Source organism: Rhodococcus sp. NPDC059234, assembly GCF_042754225.1.
In the GTDB taxonomy this organism is placed as follows: Bacteria; Actinomycetota; Actinomycetes; order Mycobacteriales; family Mycobacteriaceae; genus Rhodococcus_G.
Map to the genome: position 1 here is coordinate 1 of NZ_JBHZAH010000111.1, position 16,230 is coordinate 16,230.

At 68.6% G+C, this 16,230-nt stretch carries 13 protein-coding genes, 3 tRNA genes and 1 pseudogene; 6 read left to right on the top strand and 11 right to left on the bottom strand.

Annotated features, from left to right (window positions below; translation table 11 throughout):
• The 3 genes and pseudogenes from ACFXGJ_RS19720 to ACFXGJ_RS19730 form a co-directional block, all read left to right on the top strand.
• Nucleotides 1-128: pseudogene (locus ACFXGJ_RS19720) on the top strand (IclR family transcriptional regulator); the annotation flags it as partial.
• 79 nt (nt 129-207) lie between these two features.
• A complete protein-coding gene (locus ACFXGJ_RS19725) occupies nt 208-705 on the top strand; it encodes a pyridoxamine 5'-phosphate oxidase family protein (protein ID WP_378623556.1) in 498 nt (165 codons plus the stop codon).
• A gap of 80 nt (nt 706-785) precedes the next feature.
• Nucleotides 786-953 carry a DUF5302 domain-containing protein gene (locus tag ACFXGJ_RS19730; RefSeq protein WP_378623558.1) on the top strand — a complete coding sequence of 56 codons (168 nt, stop codon included), beginning with the start codon at nt 786-788 and terminating at the stop codon, nt 951-953.
• A gap of 54 nt (nt 954-1,007) precedes the next feature.
• Here ACFXGJ_RS19730 and ACFXGJ_RS19735 read toward each other — a convergent pair.
• The 5 genes from ACFXGJ_RS19735 to ACFXGJ_RS19755 all read right to left on the bottom strand — a co-directional run bounded on the left by ACFXGJ_RS19735 (nt 1,008) and on the right by ACFXGJ_RS19755 (nt 3,807).
• Nucleotides 1,008-1,080: transfer RNA gene (locus ACFXGJ_RS19735), tRNA-Glu, on the bottom strand.
• Nucleotides 1,081-1,131: 51 nt separating this feature from the next.
• Nucleotides 1,132-1,207: transfer RNA gene (locus ACFXGJ_RS19740), tRNA-Glu, on the bottom strand.
• Between the two features lie 56 nt (nt 1,208-1,263).
• A tRNA-Gln gene (locus tag ACFXGJ_RS19745) sits at nt 1,264-1,335 on the bottom strand.
• A gap of 138 nt (nt 1,336-1,473) precedes the next feature.
• A complete protein-coding gene (gltX, locus tag ACFXGJ_RS19750) occupies nt 1,474-2,949 on the bottom strand; it encodes a glutamate--tRNA ligase (protein WP_378623561.1) in 1,476 nt (491 codons plus the stop codon).
• A gap of 84 nt (nt 2,950-3,033) precedes the next feature.
• Nucleotides 3,034-3,807 carry a fumarylacetoacetate hydrolase family protein gene (locus tag ACFXGJ_RS19755; RefSeq protein ID WP_378623564.1) on the bottom strand — a complete coding sequence of 258 codons (774 nt, stop codon included), beginning with the start codon at nt 3,805-3,807 and terminating at the stop codon, nt 3,034-3,036.
• Nucleotides 3,808-3,944: 137 nt separating this feature from the next.
• On the opposite strand from ACFXGJ_RS19755, the gene ACFXGJ_RS19760 reads away from it, so the two are divergent.
• Nucleotides 3,945-5,144, top strand: a complete 1,200-nt coding sequence (locus ACFXGJ_RS19760) for an MFS transporter (protein WP_378623567.1) — start codon at nt 3,945-3,947, stop codon at nt 5,142-5,144.
• A gap of 69 nt (nt 5,145-5,213) precedes the next feature.
• Here the strand turns inward: ACFXGJ_RS19760 and ACFXGJ_RS19765 are convergent, their stop codons facing one another.
• The 6 genes from ACFXGJ_RS19765 to ACFXGJ_RS19790 all read right to left on the bottom strand — a co-directional run bounded on the left by ACFXGJ_RS19765 (nt 5,214) and on the right by ACFXGJ_RS19790 (nt 13,395).
• Nucleotides 5,214-6,227, bottom strand: coding sequence for a 3-isopropylmalate dehydrogenase (locus ACFXGJ_RS19765; RefSeq protein WP_378623570.1), 1,014 nt, complete (start codon nt 6,225-6,227; stop codon nt 5,214-5,216).
• Between the two features lie 88 nt (nt 6,228-6,315).
• Nucleotides 6,316-7,908, bottom strand: a complete 1,593-nt coding sequence (gene serA / locus ACFXGJ_RS19770) for a phosphoglycerate dehydrogenase (protein ID WP_378623577.1) — start codon at nt 7,906-7,908, stop codon at nt 6,316-6,318.
• Between the two features lie 163 nt (nt 7,909-8,071).
• Entirely contained in the window at nt 8,072-9,766 is a 1,695-nt protein-coding gene (locus ACFXGJ_RS19775; protein WP_378623579.1) for a SulP family inorganic anion transporter, read from the bottom strand.
• A 104-nt stretch (nt 9,767-9,870) separates the two neighbouring features.
• The gene (ilvC, locus tag ACFXGJ_RS19780; protein WP_027499210.1) at nt 9,871-10,872 is read right to left on the bottom strand and encodes a ketol-acid reductoisomerase; all 1,002 of its coding nucleotides are present in this window, start codon (nt 10,870-10,872) and stop codon (nt 9,871-9,873) included.
• A 70-nt stretch (nt 10,873-10,942) separates the two neighbouring features.
• Nucleotides 10,943-11,446 (bottom strand): acetolactate synthase small subunit, encoded by a 504-nt coding sequence (gene ilvN, locus ACFXGJ_RS19785; protein ID WP_142101225.1) that lies wholly within the window; start codon nt 11,444-11,446, stop codon nt 10,943-10,945.
• Nucleotides 11,443-13,395 carry an acetolactate synthase large subunit gene (locus ACFXGJ_RS19790; RefSeq protein WP_378623581.1) on the bottom strand — a complete coding sequence of 651 codons (1,953 nt, stop codon included), beginning with the start codon at nt 13,393-13,395 and terminating at the stop codon, nt 11,443-11,445. Before ACFXGJ_RS19790 ends, ilvN begins: the two co-directional genes overlap by 4 nt.
• A gap of 285 nt (nt 13,396-13,680) precedes the next feature.
• Here ACFXGJ_RS19790 and ACFXGJ_RS19795 point away from each other — a divergent pair, with 285 nt between their 5' ends.
• Nucleotides 13,681-14,226 carry a PH domain-containing protein gene (locus ACFXGJ_RS19795; protein ID WP_378623583.1) on the top strand — a complete coding sequence of 182 codons (546 nt, stop codon included), beginning with the start codon at nt 13,681-13,683 and terminating at the stop codon, nt 14,224-14,226.
• 148 nt (nt 14,227-14,374) lie between these two features.
• Nucleotides 14,375-16,216, top strand: a complete 1,842-nt coding sequence (gene ilvD / locus ACFXGJ_RS19800; RefSeq protein ID WP_378623585.1) for a dihydroxy-acid dehydratase — start codon at nt 14,375-14,377, stop codon at nt 16,214-16,216.
• Nucleotides 16,217-16,230: the final 14 nt, after the last annotated feature.

The window sequence follows — 16,230 nt, forward strand, 5'->3', positions numbered from 1 at the left end:
ATCGCACCGGTGCCGTGGTCGCGGCCATCTCCGTCTCCGGTCCGATCGACCGCATGGGCCGGCGCCCGGGCGCCCGATGGGCCGCGGATCTCCTGGCGGCCGCCGAGGCTCTGCACAAGCGCCTCTGACATCTCCTCCCGCCGGCCCGCCCGAACGTGGCACAGTGCTTGCGACAACAGGTTCCGATCCCCATGGGAGGACGTCGCAGTGGGCACCAACCAACGGTCTCAGATCACGATGACCGAGTCCGAGATCACGGAGTTCGTTCAACGCAGCCGGGTGGCCACCATGGCGACCGTCGGCCACAACGGGGCGCCGCACCTCATCGCGATGTGGTACGCGCTCGTCGACGGCGAATTGTGGTTCGAGACGAAGGCCAAGTCGCAGAAGGCCGTCAACCTCCGCCGGGACGAACGGATCACCGTCATGATCGAGGACGGGCAGACCTACGACACGCTCCGCGGGGTCTCGTTCGAGGGCACGGCGGAGATCGTCGACGACGCCGACGCCCTCTGGCGGGTGGGCGTGAGCATCTGGGAGCGCTACACCGGCCCGTACTCCGCCGACGTCGACCCCGCGATCGAGATGATGCTGAACAAGCGCGTCGCGGTGCGCGTGCGACCCGACCGGGTGCGCTCCTGGGATCACCGCAAACTCGGCCTCCCGCAGATGCCGGTCGGGGGCAGCACCGCGCAGTACCTCTGACCTCGCCGGGGAAATCAACGCGACTCGACGCCTCGACAGCGGTACGGTCACGATGCGACCGACAATGGGAGGAACGCATCGTGACCGACTCCGAGAACGAACAGATCAAGCAGCAGTTCCGCGAGGCGCTCGACCGGAAGAATCACAAGAACGCGGCGCCGGCGTCGAGTACCGCCGGCGACTCGAAGATTCATCACACTCACGGACCGGCAGACCACAAACGAGAATTCCGGCGCAAGAGCGGCTGAATTCACACCGAGAACGACAAAGACCCTCCGGACAACCGGAGGGTCTTCTCGTTGTAGCCCCGACGGGATTCGAACCCGCGCTACCGCCTTGAGAGGGCGGCGTCCTAGGCCGCTAGACGACGGGGCCAGGAACATGACAGTCACAATGTGACGATCACACGTTTCGGCACGCTCTCCGTGGTAGCCCCGACGGGATTCGAACCCGCGCTACCGCCTTGAGAGGGCGGCGTCCTAGGCCGCTAGACGACGGGGCCAGGGAACGTGCCGTGTACTGCTCGGACAGTCCGGCGAAAAATCACTGAACTCACCGCTGGGGTACCAGGACTCGAACCTAGAATGGCGGTACCAGAAACCGCTGTGTTGCCAATTACACCATACCCCAATGACCTCGGCGGCTCGCTCAACCTTGCGGCTGGGCTCTCCGTTTCGGACGAGGAGAACAATAGCAAAGCCCTAGGGTCATTCTCCAAATCGGCTGGTCAGAGGGCCGAAATCGACCCTCCGACCGCGACCGACGGTACTACTGAGCGACCTGCGCGCGGGCGGAGTGCAGCCGGGCCATCGTCTTCTCCCGACCGAGCAGTTCCATCGACTCGTACAGCGGAGGGCTGATGTGCGAGCCGGTCACCGCCACACGCACCGGGGCAAAGGCCTTGCGCGGCTTGAGTTCCAGGCCGTCGATGAGGGCAGCCTTGAGCGCCTCCTCCAGATCGGCGGTGGCCCAGGTTGTCAGGGCCTCGAGGGCGGCGACCGACGCGTCGAGCACCGGCCCCGCGTCGGCACCGAGGTTCTTCGCCGCCGCTGCCGGATCGATGGCGAAATCCGCCTCGTCCACGAACAGGAACTTCAACAGGTCCCAGGCGTCGGAGAGCACGACGATGCGGGTCTGCACCAGCTCTGCCGCCACTGCGAAGTCCTGCGCACTCAAGGCGTCCACGGGACGGTCGTGTGCGGCGAGGAACTCCCGGAGCCGGCCCGCGAAGTCTTCCGGCGCCAGCAGCCGGATGTGCTCGGCGTTGATCGCGTCGGCCTTCTTCTGGTCGAAGCGCGCCGGATTCGAGTTCACCTTCGAGATGTCGAACGCCTCGACCATCTCCGTGAGGGAGAACACGTCGTGATCGTCCGCGATGCTCCAGCCCAGCAGCGCGAGGTAGTTGAGCAGGCCCTCGGGGATGAATCCTCGGTCGCGGTGGATGAACAGGTTCGACTCGGGATCACGCTTGGACAGCTTCTTGTTGCCCTGCCCCATCACGAACGGCAGGTGCCCGAACTCGGGGGTGAACTCGGCGACACCGATGCGCTGGAGCGCCTCGTAGAGCGCCAGCTGACGCGGCGTGGAGGACAGCAGGTCCTCGCCGCGGAGCACGTGGGTGATCTTCATCAGCGCGTCGTCGACCGGGTTCACGAGCGTGTACAGCGGAATCCCGTTTCCGCGGGTGAGCGCGAAGTCCGGCACCGTGCCCGCCTTGAACGTGGTCTCGCCGCGCACGAGATCCACCCAGGACAGGTCGTGGTCGGGCATCCGCAACCGGACGACGGGCTTGCGGCCCTCGTCGAGGTACGCCTGGCGCTGGGCCTCGCTCAGGTCGCGGTCGAAGTTGTCGTAGCCGAGCTTGGGATCGCGGCCCGCGGCCTTGTGCCGGGCCTCGACCTCCTCGGGCGTGGAGAACGACTCGTAGGCCTCCCCCGCGGCGAGCAGCTTCGCCACCACCTCGAGGTGCTGGTCTCGGCGCTGGGACTGCCGGTACGGCTCGTACGGACCACCGACCTCCGGGCCCTCGTCCCAGGTCAGGCCGAGCCACCGCAGCGCGTCGAGGATCGCCTGGTACGACTCCTCCGAGTCCCGGGCCGCGTCCGTGTCCTCGATACGGAAGACGAACTTGCCACCGTGATGCCGTGCGTACGCCCAGTTGAACAGGGCCGTACGGATCAACCCGACGTGCGGGGTTCCGGTGGGTGACGGGCAGAAACGAACACGCACTTCGCTGGTGGTCATGGCTCACTTGGCTCTAGGGGTCGAATCGGTCCCCTACAGGCTAGTCCCCCACCGGCCGCGCCGTTCGGATCGGACGGTGCGCCCTCAGCCCTTGGCCGCGACCGGATTGGTGAGGGTGCCGATGCCCTCGATCGTCACGCTGACGGTGTCGCCTGCCACGATCGGACCGACTCCCTCCGGAGTGCCGGTGAGGATCACGTCGCCGGGCAGCAACGTCATCACCGCGGAGACCCATTCGATGATCTTCGGGATGTCGTGCAGCAGAAGCGATGTCCGGCTGCGCTGCTTGAGCGCGCCGTCGACCTCGGTCTTGATCTCGAGATCGGACGCGTCGAGCGACGTCTCGATCCAGGGCCCGAGCGGGCAGAAGGTGTCGTGGCCCTTGGCCCGTGTCCACTGCCCGTCATGGCGCTGGTGATCGCGCGCGGAGACGTCGTTGGCGACGGTGTAGCCGAGCACCACGTCGAGCGCCTTCGCGGCGGGCACGTCCTTGCACGGACGACCGATCACGATGGCCAGCTCGCCCTCGTAGTGCACCTCGTTCGAGCTGGGCGGCAATATGATCGGCGCTCCGGGGCCGACGATCGAGGTGTTGGGCTTGAGGAAGATCACCGGATCCTCGGGTGCCTCGCCGCCCATCTCGGCGGCGTGCGCGGCGTAGTTCTTGCCGATGCAGACCACCTTGCTGGCGAGGATCGGCGCGAGCAGCCGGACATCGGCCAGCGGCCAGCTCCGGCCGGTGAAAGTCGGCGTACCGAAGGGATGCTCGGCGATCTCCTTCGCGGTCTGCGCCTCACCCTCTCCCTCGATGGACACAAAGGCGACCCCGTCCGGGCTGGCAATTCGACCTAGGCGCATGCAGGCAGTCTATCGACCGTCGATCCGGGCCGACCCCGGGAGTCGCCGCCGCGCCTTCCGACCGAATCGCGGCGCGTGTAGGCTCCAGCCAGAATCCATATTTCGGGAATAGAATCCCATATAATGAAACGAGCGCCATGAGCATCACGACACGCGAACAGCAGGCGAGCACGACGCGACGCTGGTCGATGCTCGGCCTCGGCGTGTTCGCCCAGACCGCGGGCGGTGTGTTCGCCAACGCCCCCGCCTTCCTCATCCCGACGTTGCACGACCGGGCCGGGCTGAGTCTCGCCCAGGCGGGCGTCATCGCCGCGATGCCGACGGTCGGATTCCTGGTCATCCTGATCGCCTGGGGCGCGGTGGTCGACCGCATCGGCGAGCGCCGGGTGCTCGGCATCGGCCTCGGTGCGGCCGCAGTGGCCGCTGCCACGGCCGCCGTCACCTCCGACATCTCGCTGGTCCTGCTGGGTGCCTTCCTGTTCCTCGGCGGCACCGCTGCGTCCAGCGCGAATGCCGCCAGTGGGCGGGTCGTCGTCGGCTGGTTCCCTGCGCACCTCCGTGGACTCGCCATGGGAATCCGGCAGATGGCGCTGCCGCTGGGCGTCGCGGTGGCGGCACTGACCGTCCCGCGGATTGCCGCGGATCACGGAATCGCTTGGGCCATAGCGATTCCCGCCGCGTTCTGCGGGCTGGCCGCGGTGTGCTGCCTGGCCCTCGTGATCGACCCGCCGCGGCCGAGCCGGGCCGATGCCGCGGAGCAGGGCCTGCTCGACAATCCGTACGCCGGGCGCAGCGTGCTGTGGCGGATCCACGCGGTGTCGGTGCTGCTGGTGGTCCCGCAGTACCTGGTGTGGACCTTCGCCCTCGTGTGGCTGATGACCGACCGGCACTGGTCGGCCGCGTCTGCGGGGGTTCTCGTGACCGCCGCCCAGCTGCTCGGGGCGGTCGGACGCATCGGCGCCGGCGCGTGGTCCGACCGGGTCGGCAGCCGGATGCGACCGCTGCGTCAGGTGGCCCTCGCGGCCGCGGTCGCCATGGCCGCACTGGCCGTGACCGACTGGCTGGACTCGCCGCTCTCGGTCGCCCTGCTGCTGGTTGCATCGGTGATCACGGTTGCGGACAACGGGTTGGCGTTCACCGCTGTCGCCGAGATCGCCGGGCCCTACTGGAGCGGCCGGGCACTGGGCGCGCAGAACACCAGTCAGTATCTGGCGGCCTCGGTGGTGCCACCGGTGTTCGGCGCCGTGATCGGGGTGTTCGGATTCCCTGCCGCCTTCGCGCTGTCCGCCCTCTGCCCCGTGATCGCCGCTCCCCTGGTCCCCCGCGACACCCCCTAGACGAGGCCGAGGGGAACCACCACCCGGTCAGACCGAATGATGGTTCCCCTCACCCTGATACGAAGCGGGTCAGATCGCGGCGGTGATCCGGTCGCCCACCTCGGTGGTCACGATCGGTGCGTCGCCGCGCGAGGCCAGGTCCGCCTCGACCGCACGCTCGACACGAGCGGCGTCCTCCTCGCGACCGAGGTGGCGCAGCAGCATCGCGGCCGACAGGATCGCAGCGGTCGGGTCCGCGATGCCCTTGCCGGCGATGTCCGGCGCCGAGCCGTGGACGGGCTCGAACATGGACGGGTTGGTGCCCGAAGCGTCGATGTTGCCGCTCGCGGCCAGGCCGATGCCGCCGGTGACCGCGCCCGCGAGGTCGGTGATGATGTCGCCGAACAGGTTGTCGGTGACGATCACGTCGAAGCGGGTCGGGTCGGTGACCATGTAGATGGTCGCCGCATCGATGTGGCAGTACGCCGTCTCGACGTCCGGGTACTCGGCGCCGACGGTCTCCATCGCGCGGGTCCAGATCCGGCCCGCGTTGGAGAGCACGTTCGTCTTGTGGATCAGCGTCAGGTGCTTGCGGCGGGTCTGCGCCAGCTCGTACGCGGCGCGGACGACACGCTCGGCACCGAACCACGTGTTCACCGAGACCTCGGTGGCGACCTCGTGCGGCGTGCCGACCCGGATCGAACCACCGTTGCCGGTGTACGGACCCTCGGTGCCCTCACGGACCACGATGAAGTCGATGTCCGGGTTCGCGGCCAGCGGCGAGCTCGAGCCCGGGTAGGTGCGGGCCGGACGCAGGTTCACGTGGTGGTCGAGCAGGAACCGCATGTTCAGCAGCAGGCCGCGTTCGAGGATGCCCGGGGCGACGAACCGCGGATCGCCGATCGCACCGAGCAGGATCGCGTCGTGCTGACGGATCGCCTCGAGCTCGGCCTCCGGCAGCAGGTCGCCGGTCTCGTTGTAGCGCTTGGCACCGAGGTCGAACTCGGTGGTCTCCAGATCGGGAACCAGCTTCCGGAGCACCTTCAGCGCTTCCGCAGTGACCTCGACACCGATGCCGTCACCGGCGATGACCGCAAGCTTCATGGACACACTCTCTTCCTCGATGATCCGACGGTGGCCGCGACCGTGCAGTCACGATCGCGGCCACCGGGTAATGCTTGTTACTCGAAGGTCAGGACAGGTCGACCTGGGCCACGCGAGCGTCGAGCTGCGCGACGATCTGCTCGACCTCGGCGTCGCCGACGACCTGGTCCACGCGCAGGATGACGGTGGCGCCCTCGCCCTCGACGTCCTGGCTCAGCGCGGCGGCCTGGATGTCGACGCCCGCGGTGCCGAGCACCGTGCCGAGCACACCGAGCACGCCCGGACGATCCGCGTAGTGCACGACGATGTTGTGGCCCTCGGCGCGCAGGTCGAAGCTGCGGCCGTTGACGTTGACGATCTTCTCGACCTGCTGCAGACCGGTCAGCGCGCCCGCGACGGCGGTGACGGTGCCGTCGGCCGCGACCGCGCGCACCTCGACGGCGCTGCGGTGCGTCTGCGCCTCGCTGTGCTTGTCGACCTCGACGCCGACGCCGCGCTGCTCGGCGAGCTGCGGGGCGTTGACGAAGGTGACGGCCTCGTCGCTGCTGGCGGAGAACAGTCCGCGCAGCGCGGCCAGGCCGAGGATCTCGACGTTCTCGGCGGAGAGCTCACCGCTGACGACGACCTGCACGTTCTGCACGGCCTCGGGCGACAAGGTTCCGGCGAGCAGGCCGAGCTTGCGGACGAGCTCGAGCCACGGCGCGACCTCTTCCCCGACCGGTCCGCCGGAGACGTTGACGGCGTCCGGCACGAACTCGCCGGACAGGGCCAGCAGCACGCTCTTGGCGACGTCGGTGCCGGCCCGGTCCTGGGCCTCCGAGGTGGAGGCGCCGAGGTGCGGGGTGACCACGACGTTGTCGAGGTCGAACAGCTTGGAGTCGGTGCACGGCTCGGTGTTGAACACGTCCAGGCCGGCGGCGCGGACCTTGCCGTTCACGAGCGCGTCGTACAGCGCGTCCTCGTCGATGAGCCCACCGCGAGCAGCGTTGACGATGATGACGCCGTCCTTGGCCTTGGCCAGCCGCTCGGCGTTGATCAGGCCGGCGGTCTCCTTGGTCTTGGGCAGGTGCACCGAGATGAAGTCGGCGCGCTCGACGAGCTGGTCGATGTCGACGAGCTCGATGCCCAGCTGCGCGGCGCGAGCCGCGGGCAGGTAGGGGTCGTACGCGATGACATTGGTCTCGAAGGCTGCAAGGCGCTGCGCGAACAGCTGGCCGATGCGGCCGAGGCCGACGACGCCGACGGTCTTGCCGAGGATCTCGGTGCCGTTGAAGCTGGATCGCTTCCAGGTCTTCTCGCGCAGGGTGCGGTCGGCGGCCGGGATCTGGCGAGCCGTCGAGAGCAGCAGCGAGACGGCGTGCTCGGCGGCCGAGTGGATGTTCGAGGTCGGCGCGTTGACGACCATCACACCGCGCTCGGTGGCTGCCGGGATGTCGACGTTGTCGAGGCCGACGCCCGCGCGACCGACGATCTTCAGCTTGGACGCCGCGGCGAGGACCTCGGCGTCGACGGTGGTGGCGGAGCGGACCAGCAGGGCGTCGGCCTCGGGAACCGCGGCGAGCAGCGCGGGACGGTCCGGGCCGTCGACCCAGCGCACCTCCACACCGTCACCGAGCGCATCGACGGTCGATTGCGCGAGCTTGTCGGCGATCAGGACAACGGGACGGCCTGGCTGGCTCACGAGTGAACTCCCCTGCGGTTTAGGTGTGGGCGGATCGTGCCCGGTCCGGGGCGCCGCGGCGCCCACGTGAAACCGTGACCCGAACAGCTTAGTGCGCGCACACCTCCGAACCCACCTCGCGGGTCCCCAGTACCACATGCTGGACTCCACGGGAAGGTCGACGCTATCGGGGCACGTCGCCACGGAACGCCTCGACCGCGGTGTCGAGGGTCGGGAAGAAGTGGTCCGGCCCGAATCGCTCCCCCAGCCCCAGCAGCCGCAGCTTGTCCTTGACGGGATCCTTCATCTCCGCGAACACGAGCTGAATTCCGTTGCTGGACAAGTACTGATCGAGCTCGACGAGCTCGTCCATCGCGGTCGTGTCGAGGCCGGTGATCGGCTCGGCCGCGACGATCACCCAGCGGACCGGTTCCGGTGCTCGGGCGACGACCCGGCGGGTGTAGTCGTCGAAGATCGCGCCGTTCGCGAAGAACAGCTGCGCGTCGAACCTCACGATCACCAGGCCGGGAATCCGGCGTCCGGTCGGGTTCCGCTTGACGTCGTGATAACCGTCGACGCCGGGCACGACCACCAGTTCGGTGCGGTAGGGCCGCCAGGCGTGCACGACGACCGCAACGAACGACAACCCGATGGCGATGAGAATGCCCTCGAGCACGCCGACCAGCGCGACCCCGAGGAACGCGGCGATCGCCAGCCCCGTCTCGATCCTGCTCATCGACCACATCTCGACGAGGCTGCGAATGTCGACGAGTGAGGTGGCGGCGACGATCACGACGGCGGCGAGCGCCGCCGTCGGCAGGTAGCTGGTCAGACCGGGCGCAACGAGGATGAACACGACGATCAGGACCGCGCCGACCACGCCGGTGAGTTGCGTCTTCGCGCCGTTCTGTTCGGCGACCGGCGTGCGGGACGAGCTCGCGGACATCGGGAATCCCCCGAGGACGCCGCTCGCGACATTGGCGGTGCCGATCGCGCGCATCTCCTGGCTCCCGTCGACGGACTCCCCGCGCCGAGCCGCGAAGGTGCGCGAGAGCACGCCGGTGTCGGCGAAGGCGACCAGGGCGATACCCGCCGCGGGGCCGACGAGTTCGAGCACGTCGGACCACTGCAGCCCGCCGAGCGCGGGGGCGGGCAGTCCGTGGGGCAGGGCACCGACCATCGGGATCTCGTCGTCGAGGTGGAGCGCGTAGGCGAGGGCGATCGATCCGATCACGGCGACGAGCACGCCGGGAATGCGGCTGTGGAACAGCTTGAACGCCAGGATCACCGCGATGCCGCCGACGCCGACGGCCGCCGCGGTCGGATCGATCTCGCCGTCGGCGATCGCCGACGCGGTCTGCCTGATCTCGTCGATCAGGTTGACGCCGTCGACGGAGAACCCGAGCAGCTTCGGGATCTGGCTCACGACGACGACGAGGGCGATGCCGTTGAGATAGCCGAGTCGGATCGGTTTGGACAGCAGGTCGGTGACGAAGCCCAGCCTGAGCAGGCCACCGACGATCAGGATCGCGCCCATCAGGATCGCGAGCAGCCCGGCGAGGGCGACGGCCCTGGCCGGGTCCCCGGCCGCGAGCGGGAGAACGGCCGCGCCGATGATCGGGGCGAGCGAGGAGTCGGGCCCGAGCACCAGGATCTTCGACGGCCCGACGAGGGCGTAGACGAGCAGCGGCACGATGGTCGCGTACAGGCCGGTCTCCGGCGGCAGGCCGGCCGCCTGCGCGTAGCCCATGCCCGCCGGGATCAGGAGTGCGGTCAGCGCGATGCCGGCGGTGATGTCGGTCCGCAGCCAGGACCGCTGATACTTCCGAGCCACCTCGATGCCCGGAAGCCACGTCCTCGTCAACGACTCTCGCCGCATCCGCCACCACCTACCCAGGCCAGTGAAAAGCGAAGGCCCGACGACCCTCTCGAACAGTCTGCACTGTCCGGCGGGGCCGTCGGGCCTCTGAGCGCTAAGCCGCTTTACGCGGTTTCGGTGATCGGGCGATCGACCCAGCTCATCAGGTCGCGCAGCTTCTTGCCGGTGACCTCGATCGGGTGCTCGGCGTTGGCCTTGCGCAGGCCCTCGAGCTCGGTGTTGCCGTTCTCGACGTTGGCGACGAGGCGGCGGGTGAACTCGCCGGACTGGATGTCGGCCAGGATCGCCTTCATGCGCTCCTTGGTGCCGGCGTCGATGACGCGCGGGCCGGACAGGTAGCCGCCGAACTCCGCGGTGTCGGACACCGAGTAGTTCATGCGGGCGATGCCACCCTCGTACATCAGGTCGACGATGAGCTTGAGCTCGTGCAGGACCTCGAAGTACGCCATCTCCGGGGCGTAGCCGGCCTCGACCATGACCTCGAAGCCGGTCTTGACGAGCTCCTCGGTACCACCGCAGAGCACGGCCTGCTCACCGAAGAGGTCGGTCTCGGTCTCTTCCTTGAAGGTGGTCTTGATGACGCCGGCGCGGGTGCCGCCGATCGCCTTGGCGTAGGACAGCGCCAGGGCCTGGCCCTCGCCCTTCGGGTCCTGGTCGACGGCGATGAGGGCGGGGACGCCCTTGCCGTCGACGAACTGACGACGCACCAGGTGGCCGGGGCCCTTGGGGGCGACCATGCCGACGGTGACGAACTCCGGAGCCTTGATCAGGTCGAAGTGGATGTTGAGGCCGTGTCCGAAGAACAGCGCGTCGCCGTCCTTCAGGTTCGGCTCGATGTCGTTGGTGAAGATCGACGCCTGCGCGGTGTCGGGGGCGAGCACCATGATCACGTCGGCCCACTCGGCGACCTCGGCCGGGGTGCCGACGGTCAGGCCCTGCTCCTCGGCCTTCGCGCGGGACTTCGAGCCCTCCTTGAGGCCGATGCGCACATCGACGCCGGAGTCGCGCAGGCTCAGCGAGTGCGCGTGGCCCTGGCTGCCGTAGCCGATAACCGCGACCTTGCGGCCCTGGATGATCGACAGGTCGGCATCATCGTCGTAGAACATCTCGACTGCCACTGGTATTACCTCTCCTCTGGTTTTACTTCAAAGCCTGGCTGAATTTGTCTAAAAGGTACTACCGGGCTGCGGTGATGGACTTCGGACCACGTCCGACCGCCACCACCCCGGACTGCACGATCTCCCGGATTCCGTAGGGATCGAGCATCCGCAGTAGCGCGTCGAGCTTCGACCGGGTACCGGTCGCCTCGACGGTCACCGACTCGGGCGAGACGTCGATCACCTTGGCACGGAACAGGTTCACCGTTTCGATGACCTGTGTCCGCACGCTTGCATCGGCCCTGACCTTGATCAGGACCAACTCGCGTGCCACCGACGCCTCGTTGTCCTGCTCGACGATCTTGATGACGTTGATCAGCTTGTTGAGCTGCTTGGTCACCTGCTCGAGCGGGAACTCGTCGACGGTCACGACGATGGTCATGCGGGAAATCTCGGGCAGCTCGGTGCCACCGACCGCGAGGGACTCGATGTTGAAGCCCCGGCGCGAGAACAAGGCGGCCACACGGGCCAACACTCCCGGCTTGTCCTCGACGAGAACACTGAGGGTGTGGCTGGTGCTCACTTGTTGTCCTCCGCTTCCGTGGCAGCGGCGGCCTCGCCGTCGCGCTGCTCGCGTTCCATCGCCTCGTGGATGACGGCCGGCTCCGACGCCGACTCGTCGTCGTCGAACAGCGGCCGGATGCCCCGCGCCGCCTGGATCTCGTCGTTGCTGGTGCCCGCGGCCACCATCGGCCACACCTGGGCGTCCTTGCCGACGATGAAGTCGATGACGACGGGCTTGTCGTTGATCGACTGCGCCTCGCGGATCGCCGCCTCGACGTCCTCCTCGCGCTCGACACGGATTCCGTGGCAGCCCAAGGCTTCCGCCAGCTTGACGAAGTCCGGGATGCGGACCGCGCCGTGCGTGCCGAGGTTGGTGTTGGAGTAGCGCTGGTCGTAGAACAGGGTCTGCCACTGCCGGACCATGCCGAGGTTGCCGTTGTTGACGAGCGCGACCTTGATCGGCACGCCCTCGACGGCGCAGGTGGCCAGTTCCTGGTTGGTCATCTGGAAGCAGCCGTCACCGTCGATGGCCCAGACCTCGCGGTCGGGCATGCCCATCTTGGCACCCATCGCTGCGGGGACCGCGTAGCCCATGGTGCCGAGGCCGCCCGAGTTGAGCCACGTGCGCGGCTTCTCGTACTTGACGAACTGCGCGGCCCACATCTGGTGCTGGCCGACGCCCGCGCAGTAGATCGCGTCGGGACCGGCGAGCCGGCCGACCGACTCGATGACGAACTCGGGCGAGAGCGCACCGTCGGACGGCTTGCCGTAGGCGAGCGGGTAGGTCTTGCGGATGTCGTCGAGGTAGGCCCACCACTGCGTCAGGTCCAGCGTGGTGCCGGTCGCCTTGTCCGCCTTGATCGCCTCGATCAGTTCGGTGATGACCTCGCCGCAGTCGCCGACGATCGGGACGTCCGCGTACCGGTTCTTGCCGATCTCGGCAGGGTCGATGTCCGCGTGGATCACCTTGGCGTCCGGCGCGAACGAGTCGAGCTGTCCGGTGACGCGGTCGTCGAATCGAGCGCCGAGGGTGATCAGCAGGTCGCTGCGCTGCAGGGCCGCCACCGCCGCGACGGTGCCGTGCATGCCGGGCATGCCGCAGTGCAGCGGGTGGCTGTCGGGGAACGCGCCGCGGGCCATCAGCGTGGTCACGACCGGGATACCGGTCAGCTCGGCGAGCTCGAGCAGCTCGGCCGACGCGTCGGCCTTGATGACGCCGCCACCGACGTAGAGCACCGGCGCCTTCGACTCGGCGATCAGCCGGGCCGCTTCGCGGACCTGCTTGCCGTGCGGCTTGCTCACCGGGCGGTAGCCGGGCAGACGCATCTCCGGCGGCCACGAGAACGTCGTCTGGGCTTGCAGCACGTCCTTGGGGATGTCGACGAGGACGGCACCCGGACGCCCGGAGGACGCCAGGTAGAAGGCCTCGGCCATGATCCGCGGGATGTCGATGCCGTCGGTGATCAGGAAGTTGTGCTTGGTGATCGGCATGGTGATGCCGGAGATGTCGGCTTCCTGGAACGCGTCGGTGCCGATCAGGCCGCGGCCGACCTGACCGGTGATCGCGACGACCGGGACGGAGTCCATCTGCGCGTCGGCGAGCGGCGTGACCAGGTTGGTGGCGCCGGGACCGGAGGTCGCCATGCAGACGCCGACCCGGCCGGTGGCCTGGGCGTACCCCGTCGCGGCATGGCCGGCGCCCTGCTCGTGCCGGACCAGCACGTGCCGAACCTTCTGCGAGTCGAAGAGCGGATCGTAGACGGGGAGGACCGCGCCACCCGGAATGCCGAACACGGTGTCGACCTCGAGCTCCTCGAGGGCTCGCACCACGGACTGGGCGCCGGTGACCCGCTCGGGGGCGACCTGACGACGGGTGCCGGGCTGGGGTGCTGCCGTCGCGGGGCTTGGCTGACCTTGGCCCCCCGACTTGCGCGGCGTGGGCTGCGGCCGTGCTGTTGGTGCGCTCACTGGTAATCCTCTGGTCATTGACGGTCTCTAGCTGACTCCGGGCAATAAAAAACCCCCGTCAGCATTCACTGCTGTACGAGGGTGGCGCGTCGTGCTTGCGAGTTGACTGCGAATCGACTCAGGCGACGACGCGCCGGCCGATTACGAGCAACTCATTCTGCTTCACGCGCTCGAAGGTAGGCGCGTCAAGGGTAAACAGTCAACTTTGGTGAGTATGCTGTCCCAGAATGTGAGAAGCGCTGGCTTCGATGCGAAGATGGTGCTGTGTCATCCCCATCGCAGCCCGTGCCACCACGACCATCCTCCCACACCGCCGATCCGGTCGAGCAGTCCATACACATCTCGAAGCTCGGCCTCCTCGCCGTCGGCCTCCTCGCGTTCGGTTTGACCTTCGTCATCTTCCCGAGCCCCCCGTACTTCTCGGTGCTCTGGTTGATCCCGGTCCTCGTCGCCGTGTGGATGCTGCGGGTCCGGACCATCGTCGACTCCGACGGACTGCGGCTGCGCCGGATGTTCTCCAGCCAGACCCTGACCTGGAGCCAGATCAAGGGCTTCCGGTTCCCCAAGCGCGGCTGGGCCCGCGCCGAGCTCACCGACGGCAGCGAGGTGAGCCTGCCGGTGGTCACCTTCGGGCGGCTGCCCCAGCTGGCCGCCGCGAGCGGGGGCCGGGTCACCGATCCGTACGCGGCTGCCGACCGCGCCGCCCGCGAACAGTGGGAGCGCGAACAGGCCGAGTCCGACCGGAGTCCAGAAACAGAGCAGGCCGAGCAGCACGACACCGGAGCGGAGGCTACGGAGCGAGCCGACGACGCGGATCAGGGCGCGAACTAACACGCGAGTACCGTTGGCGACAAGCACCCGACGACAGTCGGGCGGTCCGCCCACCCTCCGCGACCGCTCCCCCCGCGGCAGCCCCCGCGCGTCGAGTTCCCCCGATCACGGCACGCTCGACCGTGCCCCGAAGTTGAAGGACACGTCCATGCCCCCGTTGAGGTCACGCACCACCACCGTCGGACGCAACGCGGCCGGAGCGCGCTCGCTGTGGCGCGCCACCGGCATGACCGACTCCGACTTCGGCAAGCCCATCGTCGCGATCGCGAACTCGTACACCCAGTTCGTGCCGGGCCACGTGCACCTCAAGAACGTCGGCGACATCGTGGCCGAGGCCGTGCGCGCCGCCGGCGGCGTGCCGCGCGAATTCCACACCATCGCCGTCGACGACGGCATCGCGATGGGCCACGGCGGCATGCTCTACTCGCTGCCGAGCCGCGAGATCATCGCCGACTCTGTCGAGTACATGGTCAACGCGCACACCGCCGACGCGCTGGTGTGCATCTCCAACTGCGACAAGATCACCCCCGGCATGCTCAACGCCGCCATGCGCCTGAACATCCCGACGGTGTTCGTCTCCGGCGGTCCGATGGAGGCGGGGAAGGCGGTCGTCGTCGGCGGCGTCGCCCAGGCCCCCACCGACCTGATCACCGCGATCTCCGCCAGCGCCAACGACTCCGTCTCCGACGAGGGACTCGACGAGGTCGAGCGCAGCGCCTGCCCGACCTGCGGGTCGTGCTCGGGCATGTTCACCGCCAACTCGATGAACTGCCTGACCGAGGCCCTCGGCCTCGCGCTGCCCGGCAACGGCTCGACGCTGGCCACGCACGAGGCGCGCCGCGCACTGTTCAGCCGGGCCGGCGCCACCGTCGTCGAGGCCGCGCTGCGCTACTACCGCGACGAGGACGATTCGGTGCTGCCGCGAAACGTCGCCACCCCCAAGGCGTTCCGCAACGCGATGGCGCTCGACGTGGCGATGGGCGGGTCGACGAACACCGTGCTGCACACGCTCGCGGCCGCGCAGGAGGGCGAGGTCGACTTCGACCTCGACACCATCGACGAGATCAGCCGCCGGGTGCCCTGCCTGTCCAAGGTCTCCCCCAACTCGGACTACCACATGGAGGACGTGCACCGGGCCGGCGGCATCCCCGCGCTGCTCGGTGAACTCCGCCGCGCCGGGCTGCTCGAGACCGACGTCTCCACGGTGCACACCAAGAGCTTCGACGAGTGGCTCGACACCTGGGACGTCCGCTCCGGCAAGGCCTCCGAGGAGGCGGTCGAACTGTTCCACGCCGCGCCCGGTGGGGTGCGCACCACCGAGCCGTTCTCCACGAACAACCGGTGGAGCGCGCTCGACACCGACGCGGCGGGCGGTTGCATCCGCGACAAGGAGCACGCGTACACCGTCGAGGGCGGCCTGGTCGTGCTGCGCGGCAACGTCGCGGTCGACGGCGCCATCCTCAAGACCGCGGGCATCGACGAGGAGCTGTTCACCTTCCAGGGCCCGGCGCTGGTCGTCGAGTCGCAGGAGGAGGCCGTCTCGGTGATCCTGCAGAAGAAGATCAAGTCGGGCGACGTGCTCGTGGTCCGCTACGAGGGACCGAAGGGCGGCCCGGGCATGCAGGAGATGCTGCACCCGACGGCCTTCCTCAAGGGCGCCGGCCTGGGCAAGGAGTGCGCGCTGATCACCGACGGCCGGTTCTCCGGCGGCACCTCGGGTCTCTCGATCGGCCACATCTCCCCCGAGGCCGCGGCCGGCGGCGTGATCGGTCTGGTCGAGAACGGCGACCAGGTTCGCATCGACGTCGCGACCCGCACCCTCGAGATCCTCGTCGACGACTCGGTCCTCGCCGAGCGCCGCGCCAAGATGGAGGCCTCCGAGCGTCCGTGGCAGCCGGTCGACCGGCAGCGCACCGTCACCACCGCGCTGCGCGCCTACGCCGCGCTGGCCACCTCCGCGGACAAGGGCGCGGTCCGGCAGCTTCCGTAACCGGACGCCCGGCC

What these genes read in the sequence shown, in the direction of transcription:
- ilvC (WP_027499210.1), bottom strand. Translation starts at nt 10,872, where the DNA reads ATGTTCTACGACGATGATGCCGACCTGTCGATCATCCAGGGCCGCAAG.
- gltX (WP_378623561.1), bottom strand. Translation starts at nt 2,949, where the DNA reads ATGACCACCAGCGAAGTGCGTGTTCGTTTCTGCCCGTCACCCACCGGA.
- ACFXGJ_RS19755 (WP_378623564.1), bottom strand. Translation starts at nt 3,807, where the DNA reads ATGCGCCTAGGTCGAATTGCCAGCCCGGACGGGGTCGCCTTTGTGTCC.
- ilvD (WP_378623585.1), top strand. Translation starts at nt 14,375, where the DNA reads ATGCCCCCGTTGAGGTCACGCACCACCACCGTCGGACGCAACGCGGCC.
- ACFXGJ_RS19775 (WP_378623579.1), bottom strand. Translation starts at nt 9,766, where the DNA reads ATGCGGCGAGAGTCGTTGACGAGGACGTGGCTTCCGGGCATCGAGGTG.
- ACFXGJ_RS19760 (WP_378623567.1), top strand. Translation starts at nt 3,945, where the DNA reads ATGAGCATCACGACACGCGAACAGCAGGCGAGCACGACGCGACGCTGG.
- ACFXGJ_RS19765 (WP_378623570.1), bottom strand. Translation starts at nt 6,227, where the DNA reads ATGAAGCTTGCGGTCATCGCCGGTGACGGCATCGGTGTCGAGGTCACT.